Origin of the sequence: Stutzerimonas frequens, from assembly GCF_024448335.1 — a bacterium.
In the GTDB taxonomy this organism is placed as follows: Bacteria; Pseudomonadota; Gammaproteobacteria; order Pseudomonadales; family Pseudomonadaceae; genus Stutzerimonas; species Stutzerimonas frequens.
Genome location: NZ_JAMOHM010000008.1, coordinates 146,523 through 173,388, shown reverse-complemented (window position 1 = coordinate 173,388; position 26,866 = coordinate 146,523). Strand labels below are relative to the sequence as shown.

23 protein-coding genes are annotated in these 26,866 nt (G+C 62.7%); 13 read left to right on the top strand and 10 right to left on the bottom strand.

Annotated elements, in window-relative coordinates; genetic code table 11:
- Together xcpS and gspE are read right to left on the bottom strand one after the other, a co-directional pair.
- Positions 1-1,215: a GspF family T2SS innner membrane protein variant XcpS gene (gene xcpS, locus NAO55_RS13210; RefSeq protein ID WP_102839232.1), complete on the bottom strand. Its 1,215-nt coding sequence runs from the start codon at positions 1,213-1,215 to the stop codon at positions 1-3.
- 150 nt (positions 1,216-1,365) lie between these two features.
- Positions 1,366-2,880: a type II secretion system ATPase GspE gene (gspE, locus tag NAO55_RS13205; protein WP_102839231.1), complete on the bottom strand. Its 1,515-nt coding sequence runs from the start codon at positions 2,878-2,880 to the stop codon at positions 1,366-1,368.
- Between the two features lie 521 nt (positions 2,881-3,401).
- Between gspE and NAO55_RS13200 the strand changes: the two genes are divergently transcribed.
- The 3 genes from NAO55_RS13200 to NAO55_RS13190 are packed head-to-tail and all read left to right on the top strand — an operon-like array spanning position 3,402 to position 6,294.
- A complete protein-coding gene (locus NAO55_RS13200) occupies positions 3,402-4,523 on the top strand; it encodes a Re/Si-specific NAD(P)(+) transhydrogenase subunit alpha (protein ID WP_102839230.1) in 1,122 nt (373 codons plus the stop codon).
- Between the two features lie 13 nt (positions 4,524-4,536).
- On the top strand, positions 4,537-4,854 hold the full coding sequence (locus tag NAO55_RS13195) for an NAD(P) transhydrogenase subunit alpha part 2 (protein ID WP_003284152.1): 318 nt from the start codon (positions 4,537-4,539) through the stop codon (positions 4,852-4,854).
- A 3-nt stretch (positions 4,855-4,857) separates the two neighbouring features.
- On the top strand, positions 4,858-6,294 hold the full coding sequence (locus NAO55_RS13190; RefSeq protein ID WP_102839229.1) for an NAD(P)(+) transhydrogenase (Re/Si-specific) subunit beta: 1,437 nt from the start codon (positions 4,858-4,860) through the stop codon (positions 6,292-6,294).
- Positions 6,295-6,364: 70 nt separating this feature from the next.
- Here the strand turns inward: NAO55_RS13190 and mdaB are convergent, their stop codons facing one another.
- Positions 6,365-6,955, bottom strand: a complete 591-nt coding sequence (mdaB, locus tag NAO55_RS13185; protein WP_102839228.1) for an NADPH:quinone oxidoreductase MdaB — start codon at positions 6,953-6,955, stop codon at positions 6,365-6,367.
- 121 nt (positions 6,956-7,076) lie between these two features.
- Entirely contained in the window at positions 7,077-8,066 is a 990-nt protein-coding gene (locus tag NAO55_RS13180) for a bile acid:sodium symporter family protein (RefSeq protein WP_102839227.1), read from the bottom strand.
- A gap of 87 nt (positions 8,067-8,153) precedes the next feature.
- Here NAO55_RS13180 and NAO55_RS13175 point away from each other — a divergent pair, with 87 nt between their 5' ends.
- The 6 genes from NAO55_RS13175 (at position 8,154) to NAO55_RS13150 (ending at position 12,467) form a co-directional block, all read left to right on the top strand.
- The gene (locus NAO55_RS13175) at positions 8,154-8,954 is read left to right on the top strand and encodes an AraC family transcriptional regulator (protein ID WP_180981609.1); all 801 of its coding nucleotides are present in this window, start codon (positions 8,154-8,156) and stop codon (positions 8,952-8,954) included.
- A 164-nt stretch (positions 8,955-9,118) separates the two neighbouring features.
- On the top strand, positions 9,119-9,319 hold the full coding sequence (locus tag NAO55_RS13170; RefSeq protein WP_102839225.1) for a DUF1127 domain-containing protein: 201 nt from the start codon (positions 9,119-9,121) through the stop codon (positions 9,317-9,319).
- Positions 9,320-9,430: 111 nt separating this feature from the next.
- The gene (locus NAO55_RS13165) at positions 9,431-9,748 is read left to right on the top strand and encodes a DUF2388 domain-containing protein (RefSeq protein WP_102839224.1); all 318 of its coding nucleotides are present in this window, start codon (positions 9,431-9,433) and stop codon (positions 9,746-9,748) included.
- A 110-nt stretch (positions 9,749-9,858) separates the two neighbouring features.
- The gene (locus tag NAO55_RS13160) at positions 9,859-10,155 is read left to right on the top strand and encodes a DUF2388 domain-containing protein (protein ID WP_102839223.1); all 297 of its coding nucleotides are present in this window, start codon (positions 9,859-9,861) and stop codon (positions 10,153-10,155) included.
- A 42-nt stretch (positions 10,156-10,197) separates the two neighbouring features.
- Complete coding sequence (locus tag NAO55_RS13155; protein ID WP_017245875.1) at positions 10,198-10,518, top strand: DUF2388 domain-containing protein; 321 nt, start codon at positions 10,198-10,200, stop codon at positions 10,516-10,518.
- The gene (locus tag NAO55_RS13150; RefSeq protein ID WP_102839222.1) at positions 10,515-12,467 is read left to right on the top strand and encodes a DUF7844 domain-containing protein; all 1,953 of its coding nucleotides are present in this window, start codon (positions 10,515-10,517) and stop codon (positions 12,465-12,467) included. The genes NAO55_RS13155 and NAO55_RS13150 overlap by 4 nt, the downstream gene beginning before the upstream one ends.
- A 502-nt stretch (positions 12,468-12,969) precedes the next feature.
- On the opposite strand, the gene NAO55_RS13145 is transcribed toward NAO55_RS13150, so the two are convergent.
- The 6 genes from NAO55_RS13145 to polA all read right to left on the bottom strand — a co-directional run bounded on the left by NAO55_RS13145 (position 12,970) and on the right by polA (position 24,064).
- A complete protein-coding gene (locus NAO55_RS13145; protein WP_102839221.1) occupies positions 12,970-13,743 on the bottom strand; it encodes a hypothetical protein in 774 nt (257 codons plus the stop codon).
- A 6-nt stretch (positions 13,744-13,749) separates the two neighbouring features.
- Positions 13,750-17,187, bottom strand: a complete 3,438-nt coding sequence (locus NAO55_RS13140; protein ID WP_102839220.1) for a T6SS effector BTH_I2691 family protein — start codon at positions 17,185-17,187, stop codon at positions 13,750-13,752.
- Positions 17,188-17,201: 14 nt separating this feature from the next.
- Complete coding sequence (locus tag NAO55_RS13135) at positions 17,202-18,050, bottom strand: DUF4123 domain-containing protein (protein ID WP_102839219.1); 849 nt, start codon at positions 18,048-18,050, stop codon at positions 17,202-17,204.
- Complete coding sequence (locus tag NAO55_RS13130; protein ID WP_102839218.1) at positions 18,047-20,086, bottom strand: type VI secretion system Vgr family protein; 2,040 nt, start codon at positions 20,084-20,086, stop codon at positions 18,047-18,049. Before NAO55_RS13130 ends, NAO55_RS13135 begins: the two co-directional genes overlap by 4 nt.
- A 184-nt stretch (positions 20,087-20,270) precedes the next feature.
- Positions 20,271-20,789, bottom strand: a complete 519-nt coding sequence (locus NAO55_RS13125; RefSeq protein ID WP_003286458.1) for an Hcp family type VI secretion system effector — start codon at positions 20,787-20,789, stop codon at positions 20,271-20,273.
- A gap of 530 nt (positions 20,790-21,319) precedes the next feature.
- Complete coding sequence (gene polA, locus NAO55_RS13120; protein WP_102839217.1) at positions 21,320-24,064, bottom strand: DNA polymerase I; 2,745 nt, start codon at positions 24,062-24,064, stop codon at positions 21,320-21,322.
- Positions 24,065-24,140: 76 nt separating this feature from the next.
- Between polA and NAO55_RS13115 the strand changes: the two genes are divergently transcribed.
- The 4 genes from NAO55_RS13115 (at position 24,141) to NAO55_RS13100 (ending at position 26,866) form a co-directional block, all read left to right on the top strand.
- Positions 24,141-24,425, top strand: coding sequence for a DUF2782 domain-containing protein (locus NAO55_RS13115; RefSeq protein WP_013981312.1), 285 nt, complete (start codon positions 24,141-24,143; stop codon positions 24,423-24,425).
- Positions 24,426-24,449: 24 nt separating this feature from the next.
- Positions 24,450-25,403 (top strand): homoserine kinase, encoded by a 954-nt coding sequence (locus tag NAO55_RS13110; RefSeq protein ID WP_102839216.1) that lies wholly within the window; start codon positions 24,450-24,452, stop codon positions 25,401-25,403.
- A gap of 163 nt (positions 25,404-25,566) precedes the next feature.
- On the top strand, positions 25,567-26,193 hold the full coding sequence (locus NAO55_RS13105) for a CDP-alcohol phosphatidyltransferase family protein (RefSeq protein WP_102839215.1): 627 nt from the start codon (positions 25,567-25,569) through the stop codon (positions 26,191-26,193).
- 52 nt (positions 26,194-26,245) lie between these two features.
- Positions 26,246-26,866: a lysophospholipid acyltransferase family protein gene (locus NAO55_RS13100; protein ID WP_102839214.1), complete on the top strand. Its 621-nt coding sequence runs from the start codon at positions 26,246-26,248 to the stop codon at positions 26,864-26,866.

Here is a 26,866-nt window from a genome sequence, read left to right as displayed (position 1 = left end):
TTACCCCACCAGTTGGTTGAGAGAGAGGATCGGCATCAGGATGGCCAGCACGATGACCAGCACCACCGCCCCCATGAACACCAGCATGAACGGTTCGAACAGGCCGACCAGCAGAGACACCTGGGCAGCAAGGTCGTTCTCCTGATTGCGCGCGGTTCGCGCCAGCATCTGATCCAGTTCACCGGATTTCTCCCCGCTGGCTATCATGTGCAGCATCATCGGCGGGAATTCCCCGGTGGCATCCAGCGCGCGGGTCAGGCTGCTGCCTTCGCGCACTTTCTGCGCCGCCTCCACCACCCGCTCGCGGATGCGCAGATTGGCGATCACCGCGGCAGCGATGGACAGCGCTTCCACCAGCGGCACGCCGCTCTTGGTGAGGATCGCCAGGGTCGAGGCGAAGCGCGCCGTATTGGTCGCCCGGCTCAGCCGACCGATCAGCGGTATCCGCAGAATGAACGCATGCCAGCGCAGGCGCAGCGCCGGGTCGCGCAATGCCGCACGCATGGCCATCAAGGCGGCGACGATGCCGAGCACGATCAGCCAGCCCCAGTTCTTCACCACGTCGCTGGTGGCGATCAGCCCGCGGGTCAGCGCCGGCAGTTCCTGACCGGTGTTGACGAATACCTTGACCACGTCCGGCACCACGTAGCCGAGCAACAGCACGACGATGGCCAGCGAGGCGACCATCAGGATCACCGGATAGAGCAGCGCCAGCTGGATCTTCTGCCGCGATTGCTGACGCTGGTCGGTGTAGTCGGCCAGCTGGTCGAGCACCAGCCCGAGATGGCCGGCATGTTCGCCGGCCGCCACGGTGGCGCGATAGAGCTCGGGAAAGGCCGACGGATATTCGCGCAGCGCCGCGGCCAGGCTGTGGCCTTCCATCACGCGCGCACGCACGGCCAGCAGCATCGATTTGATCTTCGCCGAGGTGGACTGCGCCGCTGCCGCGCGCAAGGCTTCCTCGATCGGCAGCGCAGCCTGTACCAGCGTCGCCAGCTGCCGGGTGACCAATGCCAGATCACGCGCCGACAGGCCGCGGCCGAAACTCAGGCCGCCACGGCTGACGTCTTCCTTGGACTTGGCCTGCTTCACCTCCAGCGGCGCCCACTGCTTCTCGCGCAGCAACTGCCGCGCCTGACGCGGGCTGTCGGCCTCGATCAGCCCCTTCTGCTCGCGGCCGCGTGGGTCGAGGGCGAGGTATTCGAAGGCAGCCATCAGGCGGTCTCCAACAGCGGCGATCCGCGGTCGAGAGCGCCTCTACACAGATACCCCACAGCCGAGGGAGCAGCCGCGAATGGCACCACCATGCGATGTCGGTCAGGCTGCGGATGCCTCTGCAGGCGCGTCGGAATCAACCTCATCCCCTCACTCATCACGCGTCACCCTCAACACTTCCTCGATGGTGGTCACCCCCTCGCGCACCTTGCGCAGCCCGTCCTCGCGGATACTCGGGCCCAGCTCACGGGCATGGCGCAGCATGTCCTGCTCGCTGGCGCGGGTGTGCACCATGGTGCGCAGGGTGTCGTCGAACAGCACCAGCTCATAGATGCCGGTACGCCCGCGGTAGCCGAGGCCACGGCATTGCTCGCAGCCTTCGGCGTGGTACAGCGTCGGCGCCTCGGCCGGACTGACGCCGAGCAGCTCGCACTCGGCGGCATCGGCGATGTAGGCGCGTTTGCAGTCATTACACAGCACCCGCACGAGGCGCTGGGCCAGCACGCCGAGCAGCGACGAGGAGATCAGAAACGGCTCGACGCCCATGTCCACCAGGCGCGTGACGGCGCCAATGGCGCTGTTGGTGTGCAGCGTGGAGAGCACCAGGTGGCCGGTGAGCGAGGCCTGCACGGCCATGTCGGCGGTTTCCTGGTCGCGGATCTCGCCGACCATCACCACGTCCGGGTCCTGACGCAGGATGGCACGCAGGCCGCGGGCGAAGGTCATGTCGACCTTGGTGTTGACCTGGGTCTGGCCGATGCCTTCGAGGTGGTACTCGATGGGATCCTCGACGGTGAGGATGTTGCGCGTACGGTCGTTGAGGGTCGTCAGCGCGGCATAGAGCGTGGTGGTCTTGCCTGAACCGGTTGGGCCGGTGACCAGGATGATGCCGTGGGGCTTCTTCACCGCCTGCTCCAGCTGGCGGCGGTCCTGCTCGTTCATGCCGAGATGACGCAGGGTCAGGCGCCCGGCCTGCTTGTCCAGCAGACGCAGTACTACCCGCTCGCCATTGGCCGAGGGCAGCGTGGAAACGCGGATGTCCACCTCGCGACCGCCGACCCGCAGCGAGATACGTCCGTCCTGCGGGATGCGCTTCTCGGCGATGTCCAGCTTGGCCATGACCTTGATCCGCGAGACCAGCAGCGCCGCCAGCTCGCGCTTGGGCTGCACCACTTCGCGGAGGATGCCGTCGACGCGAAAGCGTATCACCAGCCGCTTCTCGAAGGTTTCGATATGGATATCCGAGGCGTTCTCGGCAATCGCCTCGCCGAGGATCGCGTTGATCAGACGAATGATCGGCGCGTCGTCCTCCTGCTCCAGCAGGTCCTCGGTTTCCTGGATCTGGTCGGCCAGGCTGGCCAGGTCGAGGTCGTTGCCCAGCCCCTCGACCATCAGCATCGCCGCCGACGAATCATGCTGGTACGCCGCACCGAGGGCCTGGTCGAAATCCGCCTGGGCCAGCCACTGCATCGGCAGACGCATGCCAACGACCCGCTGCGCCTCCTGTACCGCGGTCAGCGCGGCGCCCTCGCGCAGGCCGAGGCGCAGCTCGCCACCACGCTCCAGCAGGATCACACCGTGCCGACGCGCAAAGGCGAACGGCAGGCGGCGCTGGGCCGGCTGTTCGAGCAGCGTGGTGACTTCGTTTACATCGAGTTCGGGCATCGTCCAGCTCCACCAGCGACACGCAGCGACCCGACGTCACTGCGTTCGAAACACTCCAATCGGGTCCAACCAGCCTAGTTGGACTACAAGGATTGAATGACATTTCAACGTGCGCGCGTTTTTCCCGCATATCGACTTAACCCGACACCAAGGTCGGAGATGCTTGGCACCGCTGACGAATACCCCGTCAATGGCGCGTCATTCATGATGCGGCCGTGTCGTGTGCCTGGCGCGGACGAATTGGTCGTACGCAGAGCCAAACAGGACGCAATCTGCAGCGAAGCACGGAAAACAGGCAGTCATCCTGCGACCGGCGCGTCAAATACAATCGTTTGATTGAAACAGTTGTTTGATTTTTTCAAGGCTTGCAGAATGCCGCGCCGGGCGATCCGTTTTTGCGCATCGCCCGGCTGGCTTCACCTGTTCCACACCCCGTTCGCCAGAGCAGCGAGCGGGTGAAAAGCACGTCGGTGCGCGGTTCGCCGCAGTACCGGTCATGATCACGCAGGAGAACAACAACAATGCACATCGGTGTTCCTCTCGAAACCCACTCCGGGGAGACGCGCGTCGCCGCGACCCCGGAAACCGTCAAGAAACTGATCGGCCAAGGGCACCGGGTGACGCTGCAAAGCGGCGCCGGGTTGCTTTCCAGCGTGCCGGACAGCGCCTATGAAGCGGTCGGCGCAACCATCGGCGATGCGGCCGCGGCCTTTGCCGCCGAGCTGGTGCTGAAAGTCAATGCGCCGGACGAGGCCGAACTGGCGCAGATGCAGTCCGGCAGCGTGCTGCTGGGCATGCTCAATCCGTTCGACAACGACTGCATCGCGCGCATGGCTGCCCGCGGCATCATCGCCTTCGCCCTGGAGGCCGCACCGCGTACGTCCCGTGCGCAGAGCCTGGACGTGCTCTCGTCGCAAGCCAACATCGCCGGCTACAAGGCGGTGCTGGTCGGTGCCCATCACTATCCGCGCTTCATGCCGATGCTGATGACCGCCGCCGGTACGGTGAAGGCCGCGCGCGTGCTGATCCTCGGGGCCGGCGTCGCCGGGCTGCAGGCCATCGCCACGGCCAAGCGCCTGGGCGCGGTGGTCGAGGCGTCGGACGTGCGTCCGGCGGTGAAGGAGCAGATCGAATCGCTCGGCGCCAAGTTCGTCGACGTGCCGCTGGAGACCGACGAGGAGCGCGAATGCGCCGAGGGCGTCGGCGGCTATGCGCGGCCGATGCCGGCCTCGTGGATGGCGCGTCAGGCGCAGGCGGTGCACGAGCGCGCGCTGCAGTCGGACATCGTCATCACCACCGCGCTGATCCCCGGCCGCAAGGCGCCGACGCTGCTGCAGGAAGCCACGGTCGAGCAGATGAAGCCCGGCTCGGTGATCGTCGACCTGGCGGCCGGGCATGGCGGTAACTGCCCGCTGACCGAGATCGATCAGGTGGTGGTGCGCCACGGCGTGACCATCGTCGGTCACGCCAACCTGGCGACGCTGGTGCCGGCCGACGCCTCGGCGCTGTACGCCCGCAACCTGCTGGATTTTCTCAAGCTGGTCATCGACAAGGACGGCCAGTTCCAGCTCAACCTCGAAGACGACATCGTCGCCGCGTGCCTGATGTGCCGCGACGGCCAGGTCGTGCGGACCAACGGTTAAGGGAGACGCGAACATGGACCTGATTTCGGACGGCATCTACAACCTGATCATCTTCGTGCTGGCGATCTACGTCGGCTACCACGTGGTCTGGAACGTCACCCCGGCCCTGCACACGCCGCTGATGGCGGTCACCAACGCGATCTCGGCAATCGTCATTGTCGGCGCCATGCTGGCCGCCGCGCTCACCGTTACCCCGCTGGGCAAGGCCATGGGCACGCTCGCCGTGGCGCTGGCCGCGGTCAACGTGTTCGGGGGCTTCCTGGTCACCCGTCGCATGCTGGAAATGTTCAAGAAGAAGGACCGCAGCGCGGCCAAGGCGGAGGGCAAGTAAGCCATGAGCATGAACCTGATCACCCTGCTCTATCTGGTCGCCTCGGTGTGCTTCATCCAGGCGCTGAAGGGCCTCTCCCACCCCACCACCTCACGCCGCGGCAACCTGTTCGGCATGATCGGCATGGGCATCGCGGTGCTCACCACCGTGGGCCTGATCTTCAAGCTCGGCAGCGAGCTGGCCACCGCCGGCATCGGCTACGTGATTGTCGGTCTGCTGATCGGCGGCAGCGTCGGCACCGTCATGGCCAAGCGCGTCGAGATGACCAAGATGCCCGAGCTGGTCGCCTTCATGCACAGCATGATCGGCCTGGCCGCGGTGTTCATCGCCATCGCCGCGGTGGTCGAACCGCAGTCGCTGGGCATCGTCGAGCAGATCGGCTACGCGATTCCGGTGGGTAACCGCCTGGAGCTGTTCCTCGGCGCAGCCATCGGTGCCATCACCTTCTCCGGTTCGGTGATCGCCTTCGGCAAGCTGTCCGGCAAGTACAAGTTCCGCCTGTTCCAGGGCGCTCCGGTGGTGTTCAAGGGCCAGCACATGGTCAACCTGGCGGTGGGCCTGGCGGTCATCGGCCTGGGCCTGGTCTACACCTTCACCGGCAACCTGACCGCCTTCGCCATCCTGGTGGCACTGGCCTTCGTCATCGGCGTGCTGATCATCATCCCCATCGGCGGTGCGGACATGCCGGTGGTGGTGTCCATGCTCAACAGCTACTCGGGCTGGGCGGCCGCCGGTATCGGCTTCTCGCTGAACAACTCGATGCTGATCATCGCCGGCTCGCTGGTGGGCTCGAGCGGCGCGATCCTCTCGTACATCATGTGCAAGGCGATGAACCGCTCGTTCTTCAACGTGATCCTCGGCGGCTTCGGTGCCGACGCCGATGCCGGTGGCCCGGCGGGCGCGCAGCAGGAGCGCAACGTGAAGTCCGGTTCGGCCGACGATGCCGCCTTCCTGCTGACCAACGCCGACACCGTGATTATCGTGCCTGGTTACGGCCTGGCGGTGGCCCGCGCACAGCACGCGCTGATGGAACTGGCCGAGAAGCTGACGCACATGGGCGTGACCGTGAAGTACGCGATTCACCCGGTCGCCGGCCGCATGCCGGGGCACATGAACGTGCTGCTGGCCGAAGCCGAGGTGCCGTACGAGCAGGTCTTCGAGATGGAGGACATCAACTCCGAGTTCGGCCAGGCCGACGTGGTGCTGGTGCTCGGCGCCAACGACGTGGTCAACCCGGCGGCGAAGAACGATCCGAAGTCGCCGATCGCCGGCATGCCGATCCTCGAGGCGTACAAGGCCAAGACAGTCATCGTCAACAAGCGCTCCATGGCCAGCGGCTATGCGGGCCTGGACAACGAACTGTTCTACATGGACAAGACCATGATGGTCTTCGGCGACGCCAAGAAGGTGGTCGAGGATATGGTCAAGGCCGTGGAGTGATCGCCTCGCGCTGAAACGAAAAACCCCTCCCGGCCCGCGCCGCGAGGGGTTTTTCTTTGCCTGTCGAAGGTCACACGCTGAAGCCGAACACCTCGCCCAGGTGCCGCCGATAGCGTTCGACATCCGCCTCGATCTGCGGCCGTTTCATCACATCGACACAGAGGAAGGTCGGCAAGCCCTGCATGCCGAGAAACTCGTTGGCCTTGTGGAACGGTAGGTAGACGGCGTCCACGCCCTTGCCGGCAAAAAAATCGCTGGGGTCGTCGAAAGCCTGCTGCGGCGCGTTCCAGGTCGCGGAAATCATGTAGCGCTTGCCCTGCAGCAGACCGCCGCTGCCGTACTTCTGCGACGCGTCCGAGCGGGTGCGGCCGTCATTGGCGTAGAGGCTGCCGTGGCCGGCGGTGAACACCTCGTCGAGGTACTTCTTCACCGTCCAGGGTGCGCCCATCCACCAGCCGGGCATCTGATAGATCAGCGCATCGGCCCAGAGAATCTTCTCGACCTCCTGCTGCACGTCGTAGCCGGCGTCGATCTCGGTGGTGCGGACTTCGAAGCCGGCCGCCGTCAGGGTTTCGATGGCTGCCTGATGCAGTGTGGCGTTGTACTGGCCGGCCGAGTGGGCGAAGGCCTTGCCGCCGTTGAGTAGCAGAATCTTCTTCATGGAAATGCCTCAGCAACAGAATGGCGCGCAGCTTAGCCACCCCTGCGCACCGCTCCCAGACCGTAACGGGCAAATCATCTTTGCGCTGTAGTCACGAATCCGTCGCTGATTGGGCTTAGCGTCAGCCAGCTTTTGCCACCGCAGTTGTTTCTGGTCGCGACGCATAACGCTGCGCCAGTACCGCGCACACCATCAGCTGAATCTGGTGGAACAGCATCAGCGGCAGGATCAGCGTACCCAGCGCACCGCCGGCGAACAGCACCTGCGCCATGGGTATGCCGGTGGCTAGGCTCTTCTTCGAGCCGGCGAAGAGAATGGTGATGCGGTCCTCCAGATCGAAGCCCAGCCAGCGCGCCACCAGCCAGGTGATCAGCAGGGCCAGCGCCAGCAGCAGACAGCAGGCCAGCACCAGCCCCAGCAGCTGCGGCAGCGGCACCTGCTGCCAGATGCCCTCGACCACCGCGTGGCTGAAGGCGGTGTAGACCACCAGCAGGATCGAGCTCTGGTCGACGTTCTTCAGCCAGCCCTTGTTGCGCGCCACCCAGTCGCCAATCCAGCGCCGCGCGATCTGCCCGGCAATGAACGGCAGCAGCAGCTGCACGACGATCTTGCCGATGGCATCCAGCGTCGAGCCGCCTTCGCCCTGGGCGCCCATCAGCAGCAGCACCAGCAGCGGCGTAAGGAAGATGCCAATCAGGCTCGAAGCCGCCGCGCTGCACACCGCCGCCGGGATATTGCCGCGCGCCAGCGATGTGAAGGCGATCGCCGACTGCACCGTGGCAGGCAAGGCGCAGAGGTAGAGCATGCCCAGATACAGCTCGGCGCCGATCATCGGCGTCAGCAGCGGGCGCAGCGCCAGGCCGAGCAGCGGGAACAGCACGAAGGTGCAGCTGAACACCAGCAGATGCAGGCGCCAATGCCCCATGCCAGCGAGGATCGCACTGCCCGACAGCTTGGCGCCGTGCATGAAGAACAGCAGGCCGATGGCCAGATTGGTGATCCACTCGAATACCGCCACGCCCTGCCCCCGCGCTGGCAACAGCGTGGCGATGGCCACCGCACCGAGCAGGGCCAGAGTGAAGTTGTCCGGTAACAGGCGAGGTCTGGCCATGGGCGCTCCTGATTGTGTGGCTTGCGGCAGGTTGCCAGCGAGTCTACTGTCGCCCTGGATATCCGACTAACGCCATAAGCCAGACAAATGTCGAGAAAAGGACAAAGCGGCATCGTGCAACGCAGCATCCCAGCGATGGATGCACTGCCGCGCCCGCTCTTCGCCCGCAGCGAATCCCTGCCCGAACGGACCACCACGCCGCGCCACAGCCATCCGTGGGCACAGCTGTCCTACGCCATCAGCGGCGTGCTGCGCGTGCATACCGAGCGCGGGCGCTTTCTCGCTCCGCCGCAGCGCGCCATCCTGATTCCGCCGGGCCTGCGGCATGAGGTAATCAGTTCGCCGCAAACCGAGATGCGCAGCCTGTACATCGACCAGCACGCCTTGGCCTGGGCGCCCGAGCATTGCCAAGTGCTCGCGGTCAGCCCGCTGCTGCGCGAGCTGATCCGCGCCTTTGGCGCGCTGCCAGCGGAGTACGACGAGCAAGGTGCCGACGGCCGTCTGGCAGCGGTGCTGCTGGACCAGCTGCGGGCGGCACCGGCAATCGGCTATTCCCTGCCCTGGCCCGGGGATGAGCGGCTCCGTCAGCTGTGCGAAGCGCTCTATGAGCAGCCCGACCTTTCACTCAGCCTGAAACAATGGAGCGAGCGCCTGCAGGTCTCTGAGAAAACCCTGACCCGCCAGTTCCAGCGCGACACTGGCCTCAGCTTCCGCGCCTGGCGCCAGCGTCTGCGCCTGCTCAGCGCGCTCCCTCTGCTGGAGCAGGGCCAGCCGGTTACCGACGTCGCCCTGGCGTGCGGCTACGAATCCACCTCGGCGTTCATCGCCGCATTCGGTCAACAGTTCGGCACCACACCAGGCGCTCTGGCACGCGCACCGGACCGATAAGCAGCGCAGCGAAAACAGTTGGCGCATTCGCGACCAATACAGCTCCATCCATTCTGGAACTGCACCGGCACAATCGAGAATCCCTGTGGCTGTTGCACTTGCCTGACGCGCGCGATCCTGTTCTCCCATAACCCGCACCCGGTCACACCGGGAAGGAGCGCAGCATGGACCGCACGCTATCTCGTCCATATGTCGCCACGCGCGCCCGGCGCAACTGGCTACAGCTGCTGCAAGTATTGCAGCGCTGGCAACGCAACTACCGTACCCGCCAGCAACTGGCGCAGCTCGACGACCGCCAGCTGGCGGATGTCGGCATCAGCCATAGCGTGCGCTCGGCAGAGCTGGACAAGCCGTTCTGGCGCTGAGGCGTTCTTCTGCGCTCGCCGATTCGAGCCTATGCTGCCTGCTACAAGGCCGTAGCGACGGGAACGTCGTACCCATGGCGCGGTCTAGAGCCTCACCACTGGAGATCTGCCATGTCCCGAATCCTGCTTCCCATCTTCGCTGCGGGCTTGCTGCTGAGCGGCGGCGCGTCCGCGGCCAGCTTCACCGCTACCACCGACATGGTGGTCGGCGGCCTAATCAACACTGTCGATGCCACCTCGGACCTGACCTCGTCGCTGCGCGACGACAAGCTGGTGCTCGATGCCCGCGACGATGCGGCACGTTTCGTTGCCAGCCAGGGCGATCTGCGCGGCGCCCATCTCGAAGCGGCGCTGCGCCACATTCGTAGCCAGCAGCCGCAGTTGCAGGCCAGCGATCTGCAACTGGCTCAGGCGATCCTGGCACTCTGATGCATGCAGCAGCATAAGCGCTGCTGCAACCTGCGGAAGCAACCGAGCGCTGGCTCTACAGCCAGCGTTTCGCTAGCCTTGGCGCCGTTTTTCCCGGCAACAGGTTCCGCATGCGTTCGTATTCAATCGCTCTCTTATTTCTCGGCCTCACCGCTGGCACCGCCCAGGCTTTCGATGTCACTACCGCAGGTGTCGTGCAGACCAGCTATGTCAGCAGCCAGCTGACCAGCGCTCCCTTCGACAACAAGCTGATTGCCGAGGCCCGCGAAGACGCGGCCGGTTTCGTCGCCAGCGAAGGTCAGCTCACCGCGGCTCGCCTGCAAGCAGCCATGGCGCGGCTGCGCCAGGAGCACCCGGAGCTTGCCGCCAGCGACCTGGAACTGGCCGAAGCGATCCTCGTCCAATAACCGCACCGCCTGCCGGTGCCCAGACCCGTGAGAGATTCATCGATGAACAAGCTATTGCTCGCCGCCCCGCTGGCACTGGCCGTCGCCGCGGGCACAGCCCAGGCGCAGACCCTCGTGGCCACCAGCAACATCGTCGTGCGTGCCCTGGACCGCAGCATCAACTTCACCTCCGACGTGACCAGCCGCATCAGTGACATGAAGGTCGTCGTCGAGGCCCGCGAAGACGCCGCCAGCTTCGTCGCCAGCGCCGGCGAGATCCGCGGTGCCCATCTGGAAGCGGCGATCGGCACCCTGCGCAGCGAGTTCCCCGCAGCGCGCAACGCCAGCGACCTGCAACTGGCCGAAGCCATCCTCGCGCTGTGACCCGCCTCGGCGCCTGGCTGCTGGCGAGCGGCCTGAGCCTGGCCAGCATCGCGGCTCATGCCGAGCTGCGCCTGGTGCTTGATTCACGCACGCTGGACGCCGAGCAACGCGCCGCCAGCCAGGCGCTGCTGGACGAAGCAATGGCCGCACTGCCACCCCGCCTGGTGCAGAGCCTCGACCGCGAAGTGCGCATGCAGTGGCGCGATGATCTGCCGGAACAGGCCTATGGCCGCGCCGGCGGCAAGCGCCTGGAACTCAACCGCCGCCTGCTGCCGGCGCTCACCGACGGCAGCGCTGCTGAGGAAAAGAACAATCGTCCCCACGGCACGGTGCGCCGCGAGCTGCTCGCCACCGTCATTCATGAAGTGGCGCATCTCTACGACCGCGCTCGCCTGTGGTCGCCGGATCAGCACCTGTCGCAGGGCCTGTGCCGTCAACGCGCCAGCAATCTCGGGCAGGTCGGCCTGCCGGACGACTGCCGCGGACAGACCGACCGCCGCTTCACCCTCAGCGACGACCCGCGCCTGCTCGATCTGGCCGGCTGGCCGCAACGGGTCGGCAAGCGCGGCCTGCGCGAACAGGACAACGCGCAGCTAGCGCGCAGTCCCGATCCGTACGAGCTGACCAGCCCGCTGGAATTCGTCGCGGTGAACCTCGAATACTTCCTGCTCGACCCCAGCTACGCATGCCGTCGCCCGTCTCTGCACCGCTACTTCAACGAACACTTTGGCTGGGCGCCGGAATCCGTCGATTGCGCACCGGGCTACCCCTTCCTCAACGCCGGCCGCGAGTTCGGCCGCACGCCCCTGCTGAGCCTCGATCCGTCACGTGTCTACGAGGTCGACTACCTATTTGCCGAAGCCAACGATGCCTGGGTCAGCCGCTGGGGCCACAGCATGCTGCGCCTGGTGATCTGCGCGCCCGACCGCGAGCCCGGTCCGGATTGCCGGCTGGATCTGGATCACCATCTGGTATTGTCCTTCCGCGCCTTCGTCGATGACGTGCAGCTCTCCAGCTGGGACGGCCTCACCGGCGTGTACCCCTCGCGGCTGTTCATTCTGCCGCTGGGCCAGGTGATCGACGAATACACCAAGGCGGAGCTGCGCGGGCTGGCCTCGGTGCCCTTGAAACTGCACCCCGAAGAGATTCGCCAGCTGGTCGAGCGCAGCGCCGAACTGCACTGGAGCTACGACGGCGACTACTACTTCCTGTCCAACAACTGCGCGGTGGAAACCTTGAAACTGCTGCGCAGCGGCACGGCGCGCAGCGATCTGGTAGCACTGGACAGCATCATGCCCAACGGGCTGCTGGAAATGCTGATCCACCGCGGCCTGGCCGACGCCAGCGTGCTCGACGATCCGCGTGAAGCGCTGCGCCTGGGCTATCGCTTCGACTCCTACCGCGACCGCTACCAGGCCATGTTCGCGATCCTCAAGGAGCGCCTCGGTCTACCGCAGGACAGCGTGGAACAGTGGCTGGAACTCGACGCCGTCGAGCGCCAACAGTGGATCGACCGCGCCGACCTCCGTGCCGCTGCCGCCCTGCTGCTGGTCGAGCAGGCCGCCCTGCGCCGTCAACTGCTGCTCGCCCAGGATGAACTGAAGAACCGCTACCTCGGCGGCCGCGGCCGCGACGCCAGCCTGAATAGGGCTGACGGCGCGCTGCAGGAAATCCTCGCCAGCAGCGGCTACCTCAGCCGCCCGGCCGAACTGCTCGACGGCGACGGCTACGGCCTGCCACAACCCAGCGAATGGACCCGCCTGGAACGCGAAAGCGAACAACGCCAACTGCGCCTGAATCAGCTGAGCGAAGAGCTGGACCAGGAAGTCCGGGTGCTGTTGGGCGATGAGCGGCGGGAGGAACTCGAAGCGATCGAAGTGAACCTGGCGCAGATAGGCGAGCGACTGCGCGGGTTGCATAAGGCTGGGGGTGGGTTGGAGTTGCCGTGAGAAGTGGCTTTTCGGTAGCAACCCGATTAGCCAAGGCAGTTCTCGCACCCAGGGAGTTATTGAGTGCTTCGTGAAGAAAGCAAAAACAGCCTTTTATTCCGAAGCTTAGAATTCCAGCACTGAAACGTTCTCTTCTTTTAGTGGGAGCTCTTTCAGCCGTTCTCGGATGAGATTGGCGTGTTTCTCGAAGTTGCGTTTGTCCGAGAAAATATAGAACGGCCAATCCACATATTCATTTGAGCGCGGGCTAACCCAAGGTACCTCAATGCAAATTATTTTCTTAGGCCGGTCCAAAGTGATATTTTTGAACTCGCTCCATTGATACTCATACGTATGGTAGCTTGTGTGTATTTCTTGGAATTGCTTTGAGTTAGCTAAGCCTAGAGCAAGCCCCACGCCACCACGCCCAACGAGCGCTACCCAAAAGACCGATGGGTCAAGTGCGACAATAAATAGGTGCTTTGTAAAAATGGCGCCATATCGGTATTGGATCCTATTGATTTTAAAACTGTAAGACCTCTATTTTTCCGCGTGTGTGAGGGGTGCCTGTATTTTTTGAAAGTATGATTTCAGCAGTGGTTTCAAAATTTTTTTTGTGACAGAAAATATATGTCCACCATGGTAGTTTCTTGTTGATTTTCTCGTTAAGCCACTCGTATTCCAGGCTGATCAGGTGACGTGATTTGTCTATGTAGATATGTTTTATTTCAACCCAGGTAAATACATTGTGTCTGTAGAGGGTGTGCATTTCTTGGAATTGTTTTGAACTAGCTAGACCTAGATAAAGCAAGCCCATGCCACCAGGCCCGACGAGCGCTACCCAAAAGACCGATGGGTCAAGTGCAACAACGAATATAACGGCGATAGCGGCGATAACTGTCAGCCATTTCAAAGCGATCATCCAGCCTTTACCTGGTGCTTTCCACTCGCAGACTTCTATGCCTGTTTCGGTCAGGCGATAAGCAAATCTTGTTTTTTGATGAGTTGTGCCATATAGAGCTAAAAAGAAAACAGAAAGAAATATTGCGCTCCAGGACAGTTTTTCAATCAAAGGAGAGTTATCATTCTTGAAAAACATCAAATAGCAGGCACCTAAGGCTATGCTCATCATGAACCAAAACATGCCATTGGCAACTGTTGTGTTATAAGGCCTTGCCTTGATTTCCCATTCCAACAGTGCGTTTTGATTGGCGCACTTCCAGTTGTGGTGGTCTGGAAGTTTGATGGGCTGGTTCCAAGGAAGAGCCTGAATAAATCTGTTCAAGATACTGCTCATAAGCAATCATTCACTCGTATGTGGCACCTGCAAGGAGAGCAAGCGGGTGCTTTGTGAAGAGAGCACCATATCGCTATTGGGTTCCTTGCTGAACGCATCGCTTTTCAGATCCGCCTCGGAGGACGAGGTGCCTATATCCACGCGGAACATGTAGCCCTGGCCGTTGGCGCTTTCCAGAATTTGCTCCGGGTAACGAACTTCCAGTTCCAGCACGGGGGGGCGCTGGTAGGCAATCCAGGTTTGCCAGAGGCGGTACTGTGTACCCTCGGGGTAGAGGGTGTCACCAGGCAGTGGCCCGTTGGGGCGCTGTGCGGGGGGCTGACCAAATTGTTCGATGGGCGCCCAGTGGCCTTCGAGGAACTGATCATAGAACTTGTCTGCCATGCCTTGCATCAGGCTGTCGGAGAACCAGCCGCTGTCTACCATGGCCGGTTGCAGTTTTACTGCTGTTCCCTTCAGCTTGGAAGGTAGCAAGAGCTGTAGCCAGAACCCGGTATAGATACGCGGGCCGCGCCCGTAGTAAGGCAAGGTGGAGGCGCGAGCCGCCAGGCTGGGGCGCAGGCTGATTTCCATCAGTGTGCGCAGTTCCTTCTTGTGATCTTCGTCACTGTGCGTCCACTCAGGAGATTTGCCCCAACTGCTGCGATACAGCCAGAGCCGCAGACCTTCACGTTTGTATTGGTTGGCGACCATGCTGGCGATCAGGTAGATCACGCCAAGTAACGCGATGATGATGGCCACCGGATTGGACATGACCCAGGCAAAACCGAACCAAAAACCCAACGCACTGCCAACGAGCTGGACGCCTGCGACAGCTGACATAAGACCTAGAGTGACCTGCTTCGTACGCAGTGCGTAGGTTTCTCCAGCACTTGTGGCCTTATCGATATCTTTGGAAACCTGCCAAGCTTCTACTCCCGCAGCGATAGCGCCGAATGCGGCCATCCCCATGGTGCGTAAAACGAGCTGCCGAGCCAGCAATGAGGCTTCAACTTCGCCCGTTTTAAGCCAAGCCCTTACACCTGCTTTTGCAAGTTGAGTGGTATTCCGGCCAATTGTTTTTTCAAGCTTGGCCCACTTGTTCCATGCCGGCACCGTCCAGAGCGCCATCAGTGCGTTGGCGGTATAGGCAGCGTTGGCGCCGACCGTGCGCAGTTCATCCGGGCTTAAAATGCCGTCATTACTTGCCTTATCCAGGCTATTGATGAAATTCCAGATATTCAGCCCTGCGACCAGTACAGGCAAGCTGCCGCCGAGCTCTTGGTTTATCCACTGGCGGCTGCGGGCTGCATAGCCTGCCGAATTTTTTGCTTTGAGCTGCAACTGATCGAGCAGCTCTGACTGGCCTAGTGTCGCGAGCCACATGTTCACTTCGCGGGTTTGTACCTTGGTTATCTTGGATTCGGTGACGACACTACCGATTACCTCGTTAGGCCTTCGCAGGTTCAGTGCCTCGCGCTTTTGTTCCAGCCCGAGCAACTGTATGCGCGCCGAGCGTTTGTCGGGGCCTTTACCTGATAAAGAAAGGGTGCGTTGCAGGCCCTTGATGTTCTTCTCGAGCTGGGCAACCTGAATTTGCCATTGACGGTTCTTCTTCGCGAACTCGGGATCAAGAATTAAACGGGTTTGCGTGGAGATTTCCGTAGAGACCAAAGCCTGGGTGACGCTGAAGGCAAAGATTCGAACCGGGGGTACGAATTTCTCGCTCAAGGCAGGTAGCAAAACAAAAGCCATCAGGTTCCAGCTGTCCTTGGCTTTTTGCCCCACTACGTTGCGCAGGGTCTCGAAGGCACGCTTGCCTGGCTCGGAAAGGCTCTTGTACAGGTTGCTAGCCTGTACGCTCGGCAGGTCAAGTACCGATTTCACCTCGTTGGCTCGGCTGACTTCACTGGTGGTGTCGGAGAGCCCGCCGTGGGCTTGCCCGCTACCGTCGCTCTGCCGTCCCAGATTGTCGATGGTGCCGTAGGTGGTGAAGTTCGTCGAGATTTGCTCAATCAGCGTGGAAAGCTCCGTGCTGAAATTGAACAGCGCCAGGCCTGCCAGCGTGGAGGGGTTGCCGTACTGCTTACAGAGCCATTGCTGACCCGTGTCGCTCGCGCCCAACTGCTTATATAGATTGGCCATGGTGTCCAGCAGATCTGTCGATTGCTGCGGGTGGCAGGGGTCATAGAAAACCTCTTCTGCTTTCGGGCTGAGGTTTTTAAGCCAGGCGAGCAGGTCGCTTTCGCTGCGTTGGATGTGGGCATTCAGGCGATCCTTTTCATTGGCTCGCTCCTGAAGGTAAGCCCAGACCTCATCGAAGCGAACATCCTCGCGCCAGATCTTTTTCTGCTGCCATTCTTCTACCAGCGCGTGCCATTCCGGCCCCGACGGCGAGGTGCCCCAGTTTGTGCGGAACTGCTTTTTGGCCTGCTGTACTTGAAGGGATTTGAGAGTCAGGGTCGCGTCACTGCCGCTGTGATTGAGTAGCTGAGCTTCGCTATCGAGCAGGCTATGAGCATCCTTGATGAAAGCTTGTTCGCGGCTTGGGTTGGCTGACACCGACTTGGGGATAAAAGGGTCTAGGTTAACACCGCAAAGGAGTTGAATGTTCTTGGCGCTATTGAGCTTGTTGGCATGCTGTTCTTCTGCTGCTGCCAGCTCCAGCCAGCGGCCCTGTAAATTCATGGCCAGGTCGTCGACGATGGCCATAGGGTCGTCCAGGGCAACGAAGAGGGCGCTGTCCTGATCGGGTACGCTGCCGAGTATTAGGGCCTGGTCGATCGGCTGTTTGCAGGGGCGGGACGAATCGTCTTTGTTCGCCGCTACCAGGCAGCTCTTGAAGGTTGGGGCTTCTCCTCCTGCCAGGATATCGGCGACCGCGCTGCCTATGTCACGGATAGGTGCGGCATGTGCTGCCTGCAGCTGGGTGCAGTATTGCGGCAGGTTAAGCGCGCGCATCCAGCGCTTTTGCTCCTGGGGGTTGCTGCGCATTTTTTCGCACAGTCGCCATGTCCACTGCACGGGGGAGTAGGCGAGGAGCAGGCGGCTGCGTTTCGGGTATAGCAGGTAGGGTTTGCTGTCACCGGGGTTGTTTCGCTCATCCTTGCCCAGTTGGGCATTACTCCATTGATGACGGATGAATTGGTGGCCCTTGACCTGATACTCATGAAGCGTGCGGTCCGTTTCATCCCACACATACAGCCAGCCGTCGCGAAGTTGGCGCAGGGTGTAGCTGCGCGTCTTGAGCTTCGGTAGATGACCGGCGTTCCAGCCGTTGGGTAACGGGTTTGGGCCCTGGGTGCTGCCACGAGCCGGTGACTCGTCTATCGCATAGCGAACGGGGTGGATGGCAATTTCACCCGCTTTCAGCGGGCACTGACCATTCGCAGTGGCCGGCTTGTTTTCAAAGGCCTGGTTGCGCTTGGCTTGTTGCAAGGTTTTGTCGGAAGTTGTCGTGCTCATGGAGATCCGTTCCTTTAGCCGGCAAGGCAGTCTTCATCCAGGGCCTGGATACGTTGTTCTGGCGCTAGTTTCTGGGCGTCTGGTGTCCTGGCTAGCCAGGCCTGGTAGGGGCTGTCGGGGCGCATAGCGAAGTCGTTGCCCCAGCAGGCGCAGCGCTCGAGCCAGATCGCAATGCTCCGCTCGTTGACCAGTCCCCAGGACTCGGCGTCGAGTAGGCGTTGTTCCAGCCATTGGCCTCGTTCCTGTTCGCCAAACCCTGTGAGAGCTTGTGGGTAATCTGCGACCATCCAGTCGTATAGCCTTTCCTTGAAGCTGCGCCGATAGGCCTGCTCAAGCGCCTGAACCTGATCATCGGCGAGATGGTTGAGCTTGCCTTCCAATCTGGGGCTGTTGGGTTTTGGGCGATAGGACTGCCATTCGACTGCCTGCGAGGCGGCCCAACTGGGCGGGTTCAAGGGTACTAGCCATTCGCTTATGGGCCCCAGGAGGCTTTGATAAGCGGATGGGGGGTAGCTGCTTAGCCAGTAAGCGGTCACCAGTGGATCTGCGAAGCGAAAGAGGCTGTAGCTACCCAGATTGTCTGTGATAGTGATGAACTGGCTCAGGTGGTCGGCGACATCGTTCAGCGTTGCCGAACTTTGTAGTTTGCTGGCCTGCCTTTGAAAGTGAGGGTTGCTTTGCCATTCACCCAGCAAGGATGAATGGCTGTCCAGCCCAACCAGAATTGGGCCGAGTTCTTTGACCCCGTCCCAGCGGGTGCCGTTGTAGAGTGGAATAACCTCGATAGACTCGCCTGACCCATAAAGCCATTGCAGAGCGTCCTGACGGAGCACTCCATCCACGAGCAGGAAGTCGCGACTCATGCTTTGGCTTCCTGGTTGGCTCGCTCGCAGATTTCACAGCGTGGTGTGGCGCGTAACAGCGCCTGTCGCTGAGCAGGTACAAGCAGTTCTCCCGCCTTATCCACATTCGCAGCCTTTACCTTGCCCGGCAATATCGGCGCCGCGCCCGATCCCTTTCCCGGACTTCCACCTGAGTTCATCCTGATCAAAGGGCCGACCATGGTGATGCCGCTGGCATCCAGTTTGATAAAACTGCCGCCAGCCTTGAAGGTCAGTTCGCTGCCGGCTTCGAGCACCACCTTGAGGCCGCTGGAAAGGTGAATTTCATTGCCCGCCTCGATGAATTGCCCGGTGCCGATCTTCAGATGCTGGCTGTTGCCGACGGTGAGGTGGTCGTTGGCGCGGACTTCGGTCTTGCGGTCGGCGTGGGTGGTGCGGTGTTCTTCGGCCTTGAAGTGGCTGTAGGCGTTGGCCTCGACGGTGTCATGGCGCTCAAAGCCGACGCGGATCTTCTGGTCGTGCTCGATGTTTTCGTCCCAGTCGCGCTGGGCATGGAGGTAGATCTGTTCGGCGCCCTTGCGGTCTTCGATGCGCAGTTCGTTGTAGCCGCCACCGCCCGGGCTACTCAGGGTCTTGAACACCGTGCGGGTCTTGTTCGCCGGCAGGTCGTAGGGGACCTGATGCTCCTTGTGGTACAGGCAGCCGGTCACCAAGGGTTGATCGGGATCGCCTTCAAGGAAGGTCACCAGCACTTCCATGCCGACCCGCGGGATGGCGATGCCGCCATAGCGGTCACCCGCCCAGCTGGAGGAGACGCGCAGCCAGCAGCTGGTCTTGTCATCGGCCTGGGCTTCGCGGTCCCAGTGGAACTGGACTTTTACGCGGCCGTACTCGTCGCAGTGGATCTCTTCGCCAGCGGGGCCGGTGACCACGGCGGTCTGGCTGCCGAGGATCTTCGGCTTCGGATGGTTCAATAGCGGGCGGAAGGGGATGTCCCAGGGCGTGGCACTGAAGCGGTTACGGTAGCCCTGGACGAAGCCGTCACCGCTATCGACATGGCTGGTGACTGACTCCTCCAGCACCTGCGGCTGCTTGCCTTCGTGCTGCACTTCGGTAAGCAGCCAGAGCTGGTTCCAGTCGCTGCGCGGGTGTTCGGTGAGCGGGAGGAAATGCCCACTCACCAGCCTCGGCTGGTCGCTTTCGCCTTCGGCCAGTTCGTAATCATGGCGGTGGCGCTCCAGGGCGCGCTGCGACAGATGCTTGCCGCGGGCGCGCTCGGTGAAGCGGCCAGGGTAGTCGTAGTCCTCGAGATCCGGCTGGAAATCGCTGTGGAACGCGGCCTCCATGCTCAGACGTGGCTTCTCGAAATCGTAATCGCGGCGCGTGACGCGGCTGGTACGGGTTTCCAGGCGCAGGCCGAAACGCTTGATCACCGGCTGGTCGGCGACCAGGCCGCTGTCCTGCTGATAGGCGGTAGCCGCGAGCTTCGGGAAGACCGTCTGGTCATCGCCGAAGACCAGCACATGACCGGCTGTGCTGTGCTCGAAGTGGTAATGAATGCCCTCTTCCTCACACAGGCGCTGGAGGAAGTGCAGGTCGGTTTCGTCGTACTGCACGCAGTATTCGCGCGGCGGGTAAATCACCGGGCCGAGCTGGAAGCGGTAGGCATCGGCCTGGATGCCATGTTCCTCGAGTACCTGAGCGACGATCTGCGGCACGCTGAGGTGCTGGAAGATGCGCTGGTTGGTGCGATGGGCGAGGTAGGCCAGCTGCGGCACCAGCATGAGGCGATAGCGGGTCAGGCGTTGGCCCGATTCACCCTGGGCCGCCTGATGCACCAGCCCGTGGATGCCGCTGCCATCCGGCGCGAAGGCGAGGAAGGCCGGGCGATGCAGCAGGCTTTCCAGGTCCAGATCGGGGCGCTCGCTGACCAGTTCCAGCTCGAAGCGATAGGGCTGGCTGATGGCCTCGCGGCCCCGGAATTCGAGCACCTTGAAGTCGTGCTCGACGCCTTCGAGGGAAAGCGTGAAGTGGGCCTGGTTGGCTGGGGCGAACATCCATGTTCCTCCTGTTCAGTCCATGTATCAGCGCATGGGCGCTTGCGGAGCCCCGTTTAACACAGGCCGTCCGCTCTAGAATGCGTGGTTCGCGCATTCCGGAGCGACGTTGACGGAATCTGTTCAGTGCTTCGCAAAAAAGCGTTCGGCCAGGCGAGCCTGGCCGAAGCGGGACCGCGGCGAATCAGCCGGCGATCGGGGTGCGCCAGTCGTCGGAGCCGGAGGTGCCGGATACCTCGTGGGTCCAGACGATCTTGCGATAGGTGAAGTACACGTCTTCCAGATGGGTGAAATGGGACATGTTCGGGTCCTGGCAGTTGGGCATGCGCGACTGCACGTCGACGATCACCGCATCTTCCAGTTCGATGGTGAAGTAGTGTTCCTGAGTACCGGTGGACGACGTGCGATACCACTCCAGACGGCACTTGTTCAGGCGCTCGCCGGAAGTCAGGGCGTTGAAGATCAGCGGCGACGACTTGTCGAACACCTTGGTGATCATCAGAGGCTTGTGTACACGCTGGCCAGTCGGCTGACCGGACTGCGGGTCACGCGGGATGATGACCTGATGCTGGAAGGCCTGCACTAGGATCTGGTCCTCATGGCCTTCCTGGAAGATGTTGCCAACCGAGTCCTCGGTGAAGGTGCCGGCAGTGATCAGGCCTTGCTTGGTGCCTTCGAGGGACAGATACGCGGGTGTTGGCATGGGTGCTCTCCTTGTCTGAAATGAGTGCCGAATGGCCATTTCGTAACAACAAGCGCCGTGCCAAAAAGTAAAAACTCCTTATTTATCAAATAGATAATAGACGCCCCTATGCAGCCCGAATGGCAGAAGTGATGCTCAGCACAAAAAGCTGCGCAACTTTCTGCGCAGCCGAGGCAACAACTTGCGCAACACCGCCTCAACGCGTGGCAGTTCGCGCTGCGAACAGCTTACTCACAAGGTTATCCACAGAACGCCTGCGCAAGAACCTGCGCAGCACCATTACTGCTGGCGCAGCGTCTTGCCACTTTTCTCCGGGCAAAAAAAACCTCGAACTTCATTGGGGGAGGGGGAAGTTCGAGGTCGAATCCGGACCGCTAGGGCGGGGTCCAGAGATCTGCCAACACTTAACACAACAAGGAGCATCGAAGGGCTTTTACACCCTTCGCATGCTCTGACCGGATGGTTGCAGCGGAAGTTCAACGCGGACGAAAAAAAATTTCGTCGACTACCGACATTTTTCGGCAGCCCGGTCAGTGCGCCTCGTCCCAGTTGTTGCCCACGCCGGCCTCGACCAGCAACGGCACGTCCAGCTGGGCCGCCTCGCTCATCAACGGGCAGATCTGCTGACGGACCTGCTCGACCAGGTCTTCGCGCACTTCCAGCACCAATTCATCGTGGACCTGCAGGATCACCCGCGCATCCAGCCCGCTGTCCTGCAGCCAGCCGTCCACGGCGATCATGGCGCGCTTGATGATGTCCGCCGCGGTGCCCTGCATCGGCGCGTTGATCGCGGTGCGCTCGGCGCCCTTGCGCATGGCGCCGTTCTTCGAATTGATCTCCGGCAGGTACAGCCGCCGACCGAACAGTGTCTCGACATAGCCCTGCTCGGCGGCCTGGGTGCGGGTGCGCTCCATATAGGCGAGCACGCCGGGGTAGCGGGCGAAATAGCGGTCGATGTATTCCTGTGCTTCCTTGCGGCCGACGTCGATCTGCTTGGCCAGGCCGAAGGCGCTCATGCCATAGATCAGGCCGAAGTTGATCGCCTTGGCACTGCGCCGCTGGTCGTTGCTGACCTGCTCCAGCGGTACGCCGAACACCTCGGCGGCCGTGGCGCGGTGCACGTCCAGGTCGTTCTGGAACGCGTGCAAGAGGCCGGCATCCTGCGCCAGGTGAGCCATGATGCGCAGCTCGATCTGCGAGTAGTCCGCCGCCAGTAGCTTGTAGCCCGGCGCCGCGACGAAGGCCTGGCGAATGCGCCGCCCCTCGGCGGTGCGGATCGGGATGTTCTGCAGGTTCGGGTCGCTGGAGGACAGCCGGCCGGTGGCGGTCACCGCCTGGTGGTAGCTGGTGTGGATGCGCCCGGTGCGCGGATTGATCTGCTGCGGCAGCTTGTCGGTGTAGGTGCCCTTGAGCTTGCTCAAGGAGCGGTGCTGCATGATCACCTTGGGCAGCGGGTAATCCTGCTCGGCCAGTTCGGCCAGCACGCTTTCCGCGGTGGACGGCTGGCCGCCGGCGGTCTTGGAGATTACCGGGCAGCCGAGCTTGTCATAGAGGATCGCGCAGAGCTGCTTGGGCGAGCCGAGGTTGAACTCCTCGCCGGCAATATCGAATGCCTCGCGTTCCAGCTGCACCAGTTTGTCGCCCAGCTCGACGCTCTGTTGGCCGAGCAGCTGCGCATCGACCAGCGCGCCATTACGCTCGATGCGCGCCAGCACCGGCACCAGCGGCATCTCGATCTCGGTCAGCACCTTGAGCAGCGATGGCGTCTGCTCCAGCTTGCCGAGCAGGGTCTGGTGCAGGCGCAGGGTGACGTCGGCGTCCTCGGCGGCGTACGGGCCGGCCTGCTCGATGGCGATCTGGTCGAAGGTCAGCTGCTTGGCGCCCTTGCCGGCAATGTCCTCGAAGCGGATGGTGCCGCGGCCGAGGTACTTGAGCGCCAGGCTGTCCATGTCGTGGCGGGTGGCCGTGGCGTCCAGCACGTAGGATTCGAGCATCGTGTCGAAAGCCATGCCGCGCATTTCGATGCCGTAGTGCATCAGCACGTTCATGTCGTATTTGCCGTGCTGGCAGATCTTGGTCTTGGCCGGATCCTCCAGCAGCGGCTTGAGCGCGCCGAGCACGGCATCCAGCTCGAGCTGCTGCGGCACGCCCATGTAGGAATGGCGCAGCGGCACGTAAGCTGCCTGGCCCGCTTCGACGGCAAAGGACACGCCGACCAGCTCGGCGCGTTGCGCATCGAGGCTGGTGGTTTCGGTATCGAAGGCAAAACATTCGGCCGCCTTCAGACGCGCCAGCCAGCGCTCGAAATCGGCTTGCTCCAGCAGGGTCTCGTACTGGGCCTCGGCCTGGATCGAACAGCCTTCGGGCTGCACCTCGCAGTTCTCCCCCGCCGCCTTGGCCTCGCGCAACAGCTCGTCCAGCCACTGCTTGAATTCCAGCTCGCGATAAAGGGCGATCAGCGCCTCGCGGTGCGGTTCCCCGGGCATCAGGTCACCGACCTGGACGTCCAGCGGCACGTCGATCTTGATCGTCGCCAGCTCGTAGGACATGAAGGCGGCATCGCGATGCTCCTCCAGCTTGGCGCCCAGTGACTTGGCACCGCGAATCGGCAGCCCGGCGACCTGATCGAGGTTCTCGTAGAGCCCCTTGAGCCCGCCTGGGATGCCGTTGAGCAGGCCACATGCCGTCTTCTCGCCCACGCCTGGCACGCCAGGAATGTTGTCGACCTTGTCGCCCATCAGCGCGAGGAAGTCGATGATCAGTTCCGGGCCGACGCCGAACTTGTTCTTCACGCCTTCGATGTCATAGACGCTGCCGGTCATGGTGTTGACCAGCGTGACATGCGGGCAGACCAGCTGGGCCATGTCCTTGTCGCCGGTTGAGATGACCACGTCGCGGCCGAGCGCCGCGCACTGCCGGGCCAGGGTGCCGATGACGTCGTCCGCCTCCACGCCATCGACGCACAGCAGCGGCATACCGAGCGCACGGACGCTGGCATGCAGCGGCTCGACCTGCACGCGCAGGTCGTCGGGCATCGGCGGGCGGTGCGACTTGTAGTTCTCGAACAGCGCGTCGCGAAAGGTCGGACCCTTGGCGTCGAAAACCACGGCGAACGGGCTGTCCGGATACTGTTTGCGCAGGCTCAGCAACATGTTCAGCACACCCTTGACCGCGCCGGTCGGCTTGCCGGTGGACGTGGTCAGCGGAGGCAGCGCGTGGAAGGCGCGATAGAGGTAGGACGAACCGTCCACCAGGACGAGGGGGGCTTGGCTCATGAGCGGAATCAACCTTTTCGGCGGGCCCGGAGCTAGAATGCGAAGGACCACTTATCGACAAAGGGACAAGGTTACCATGCGCGCTCTCAAACACCTGATGCTGGCCAGCCTGCTGGCATGCGCCCCTCTGGCCGGCTTCGCCCAGGAGTCGGTCGAAGGTGAGCCGGACGTAACCATCCGTCAGGAAGGCGATCGCACCGTCGAGGAATATCGCGTCAACGGCTTCCTCTACGCCGTGAAAGTCACGCCCAAGCACGGCAAGCCCTACTTCCTGGTGCGGGCCGACGGAAATGACGGCAACTTCGTGCGCTCCGACCAGCCGGACATGCTGATCCCCGCGTGGAAGATCTTCAGCTGGTAATCCAGACATCCGCCGGAGGACAACATGTCGGTATTCACGCCCCTGCAACGCGATGAACTGGAGGCCTTTCTGGCGCCCTACCGGCTCGGCCGGCTGCGCGACTTCCAGGGCATCGCCGCAGGCAGCGAGAACAGCAACTTCTTCATCAGCCTGGAGCAGGGCGAATACGTGCTGACCCTGATCGAGCGCGGCCCGCGCCAGGACCTGCCGTTCTTCATCGAACTGCTCGACGTGCTGCACCGCGCCGGCCTGCCGGTGCCCTATGCGCTGCGCACCGAGCAGGGTGAGGCGCTGCGCGAGCTGGCGGAGAAGCCCGCGCTGCTGCAGCCGCGACTGCCCGGCAAGCACGTGGTCGAGCCCAACCCGCACCATTGCGCCGAAGTCGGTCGGCTGCTGGCCCGTCTGCATCTGGCCACCCGCGAACACATCCTTGAACGCGCCAGCGACCGCGGCCTGGACTGGATGCAGGAACAGGGGCCGAGCCTGGCGCTGAGCCTGTCCGAGGACCAGCTGCCGCTGCTGCGCGATGGCTTGGCGGAGATCGCCGAGCTGCGTCCGAAACTCCTCGCCCTGCCGCGCGCCAACCTGCACGCCGACCTGTTCCGCGACAACGTGCTGTTCGAAGGCAGCCATCTGACCGGCGTGATCGACTTCTACAACGCCTGCTCCGGGCCGATGCTCTACGACCTGGCGATTGCCGTGAACGACTGGTGCTCGCACCCCAACGGCGAGATCGACGGTGAACGCAGCGAGCCCTTGCTGGCGGCCTACTCGGCGCTACGCCGCTTCACTCCGGCCGAAGCCGAACTCTGGCAGCCTATGCTGCGCGTGGCTTGCGTGCGTTTCTGGCTGTCGCGGCTGATCGCGGCGCAGCGTCACGAAGGCAAGACGGACGTGCAGGTGAAAGATCCCGGCGAATTTCATCGGCTGCTGAAAGCACGCCAGCATCCCTCCAGCGCGCTGCCTTTTGCCTTCTAGGCCGCCGGTACCGGCACCGCGCGGCGAAAGCGTTCAACACCTCGCAAATTTTCCAGCGCAACTTGCGACAGCGCGGGCTTTACCCCAAAGTGCCGGGCGCACAGGATGCGCGCCGGCCTGAGCCGAAATGCGCGACGCCCCCATCATCGAAAGGAATCGATGCATGCCCTCCATCTACCAGCTCAAACCCCGTTTTCAGGCACTACTGCGCCCGCTGGTCCAGCGCCTCCATGACAGCGGCATCACGGCCAATCAGGTCACGCTGGCAGCGCTGGTCGTGTCGCTGGCAGTCGCAGCGGCGGTCGCGCTGCTGATCGAGCACCTCTGGGTCTTCCTGCTGATCCCACTGTGGATGCTGCTGCGCATGGCACTGAACGCCATCGACGGCATGCTGGCGCGGGAATTCGGCCAGCAATCGAAGCTCGGCGCCTACCTCAACGAACTCTGCGATGTTGCCGCCGATGCGGCGCTCTATCTGCCGCTCGCGCTGGTGGCCGGCGTCTGGCCTGCTGCCGTGGTACTGGTGGCGGTGCTCGCAGCGCTCACCGAGTACGCCGGTGTGCTCGGTCCGATGGTGGGCGCATCACGTCGTTACGATGGCCCGATGGGCAAGAGCGACCGGGCCTTCGCCTTCGGCGTGCTGGCCACTGGCGTCGCCCTGGGCCTGTTGCCAGCCGCCTGGATCAACGGCTTGTTGCTGCTGATCGCCGGGCTGTCGATCCTCACGCTGGGCAACCGGGTCAGACAAGGCCTGGCGGAAACCGCATCGGCGCCCGCCGAAGCGGACTGAATCGCCACCCGCCCGCACCACCGACTTCCCGCCCGATACCGAGGAACATCCCATGCTCGGCGCTCTGCTCGCCTTCGCGATCACTTCCGTTGCTCGCCTGCTGACCGGTACGCGCAGCCTCTGGATCGGCTGCGCGCCGCTCAACAGGCAACGCATCTACTTCGCCAACCACAGCAGCCACGGTGATTTCGTGCTGCTCTGGGCATCGCTGCCGCCTGACCTGCGGCGCAGGACCCGCCCCGTCGCCGGCGCCGATTACTGGCAGAGCAGCGCATTGCGCCGCTTCGTCATCCATCGTCTGTTCAATGGCGTGCTGGTGGATCGTGAGCGCAGCGGCCCGGAGTCGAATCCGCTGCAACCGATGCTCGACGCCCTGGCCGCCGGCGATTCACTGATCCTCTTCCCCGAGGGCACGCGCAATCTGGAAGAAGGCCTGCTGCCCTTCAAGAGCGGGCTGTATCGCCTGGGCCTGGCGTGTCCGGACGTGGAGCTGGTGCCGGTGTGGATCGCCAACCTCAATCGGGTAATGCCCAAGGGCCGCAGCCTGCCGCTGCCCCTGCTGTGCAGCGTCAGCTTCGGCGCGCCCATGAGCATCGAAAAGGACGAGGACAAGGACGCGTTTCTGCAGCGCGCTCGCCTGGCTCTGCTAGAACTGGCCCCAAAGGAAGACTGA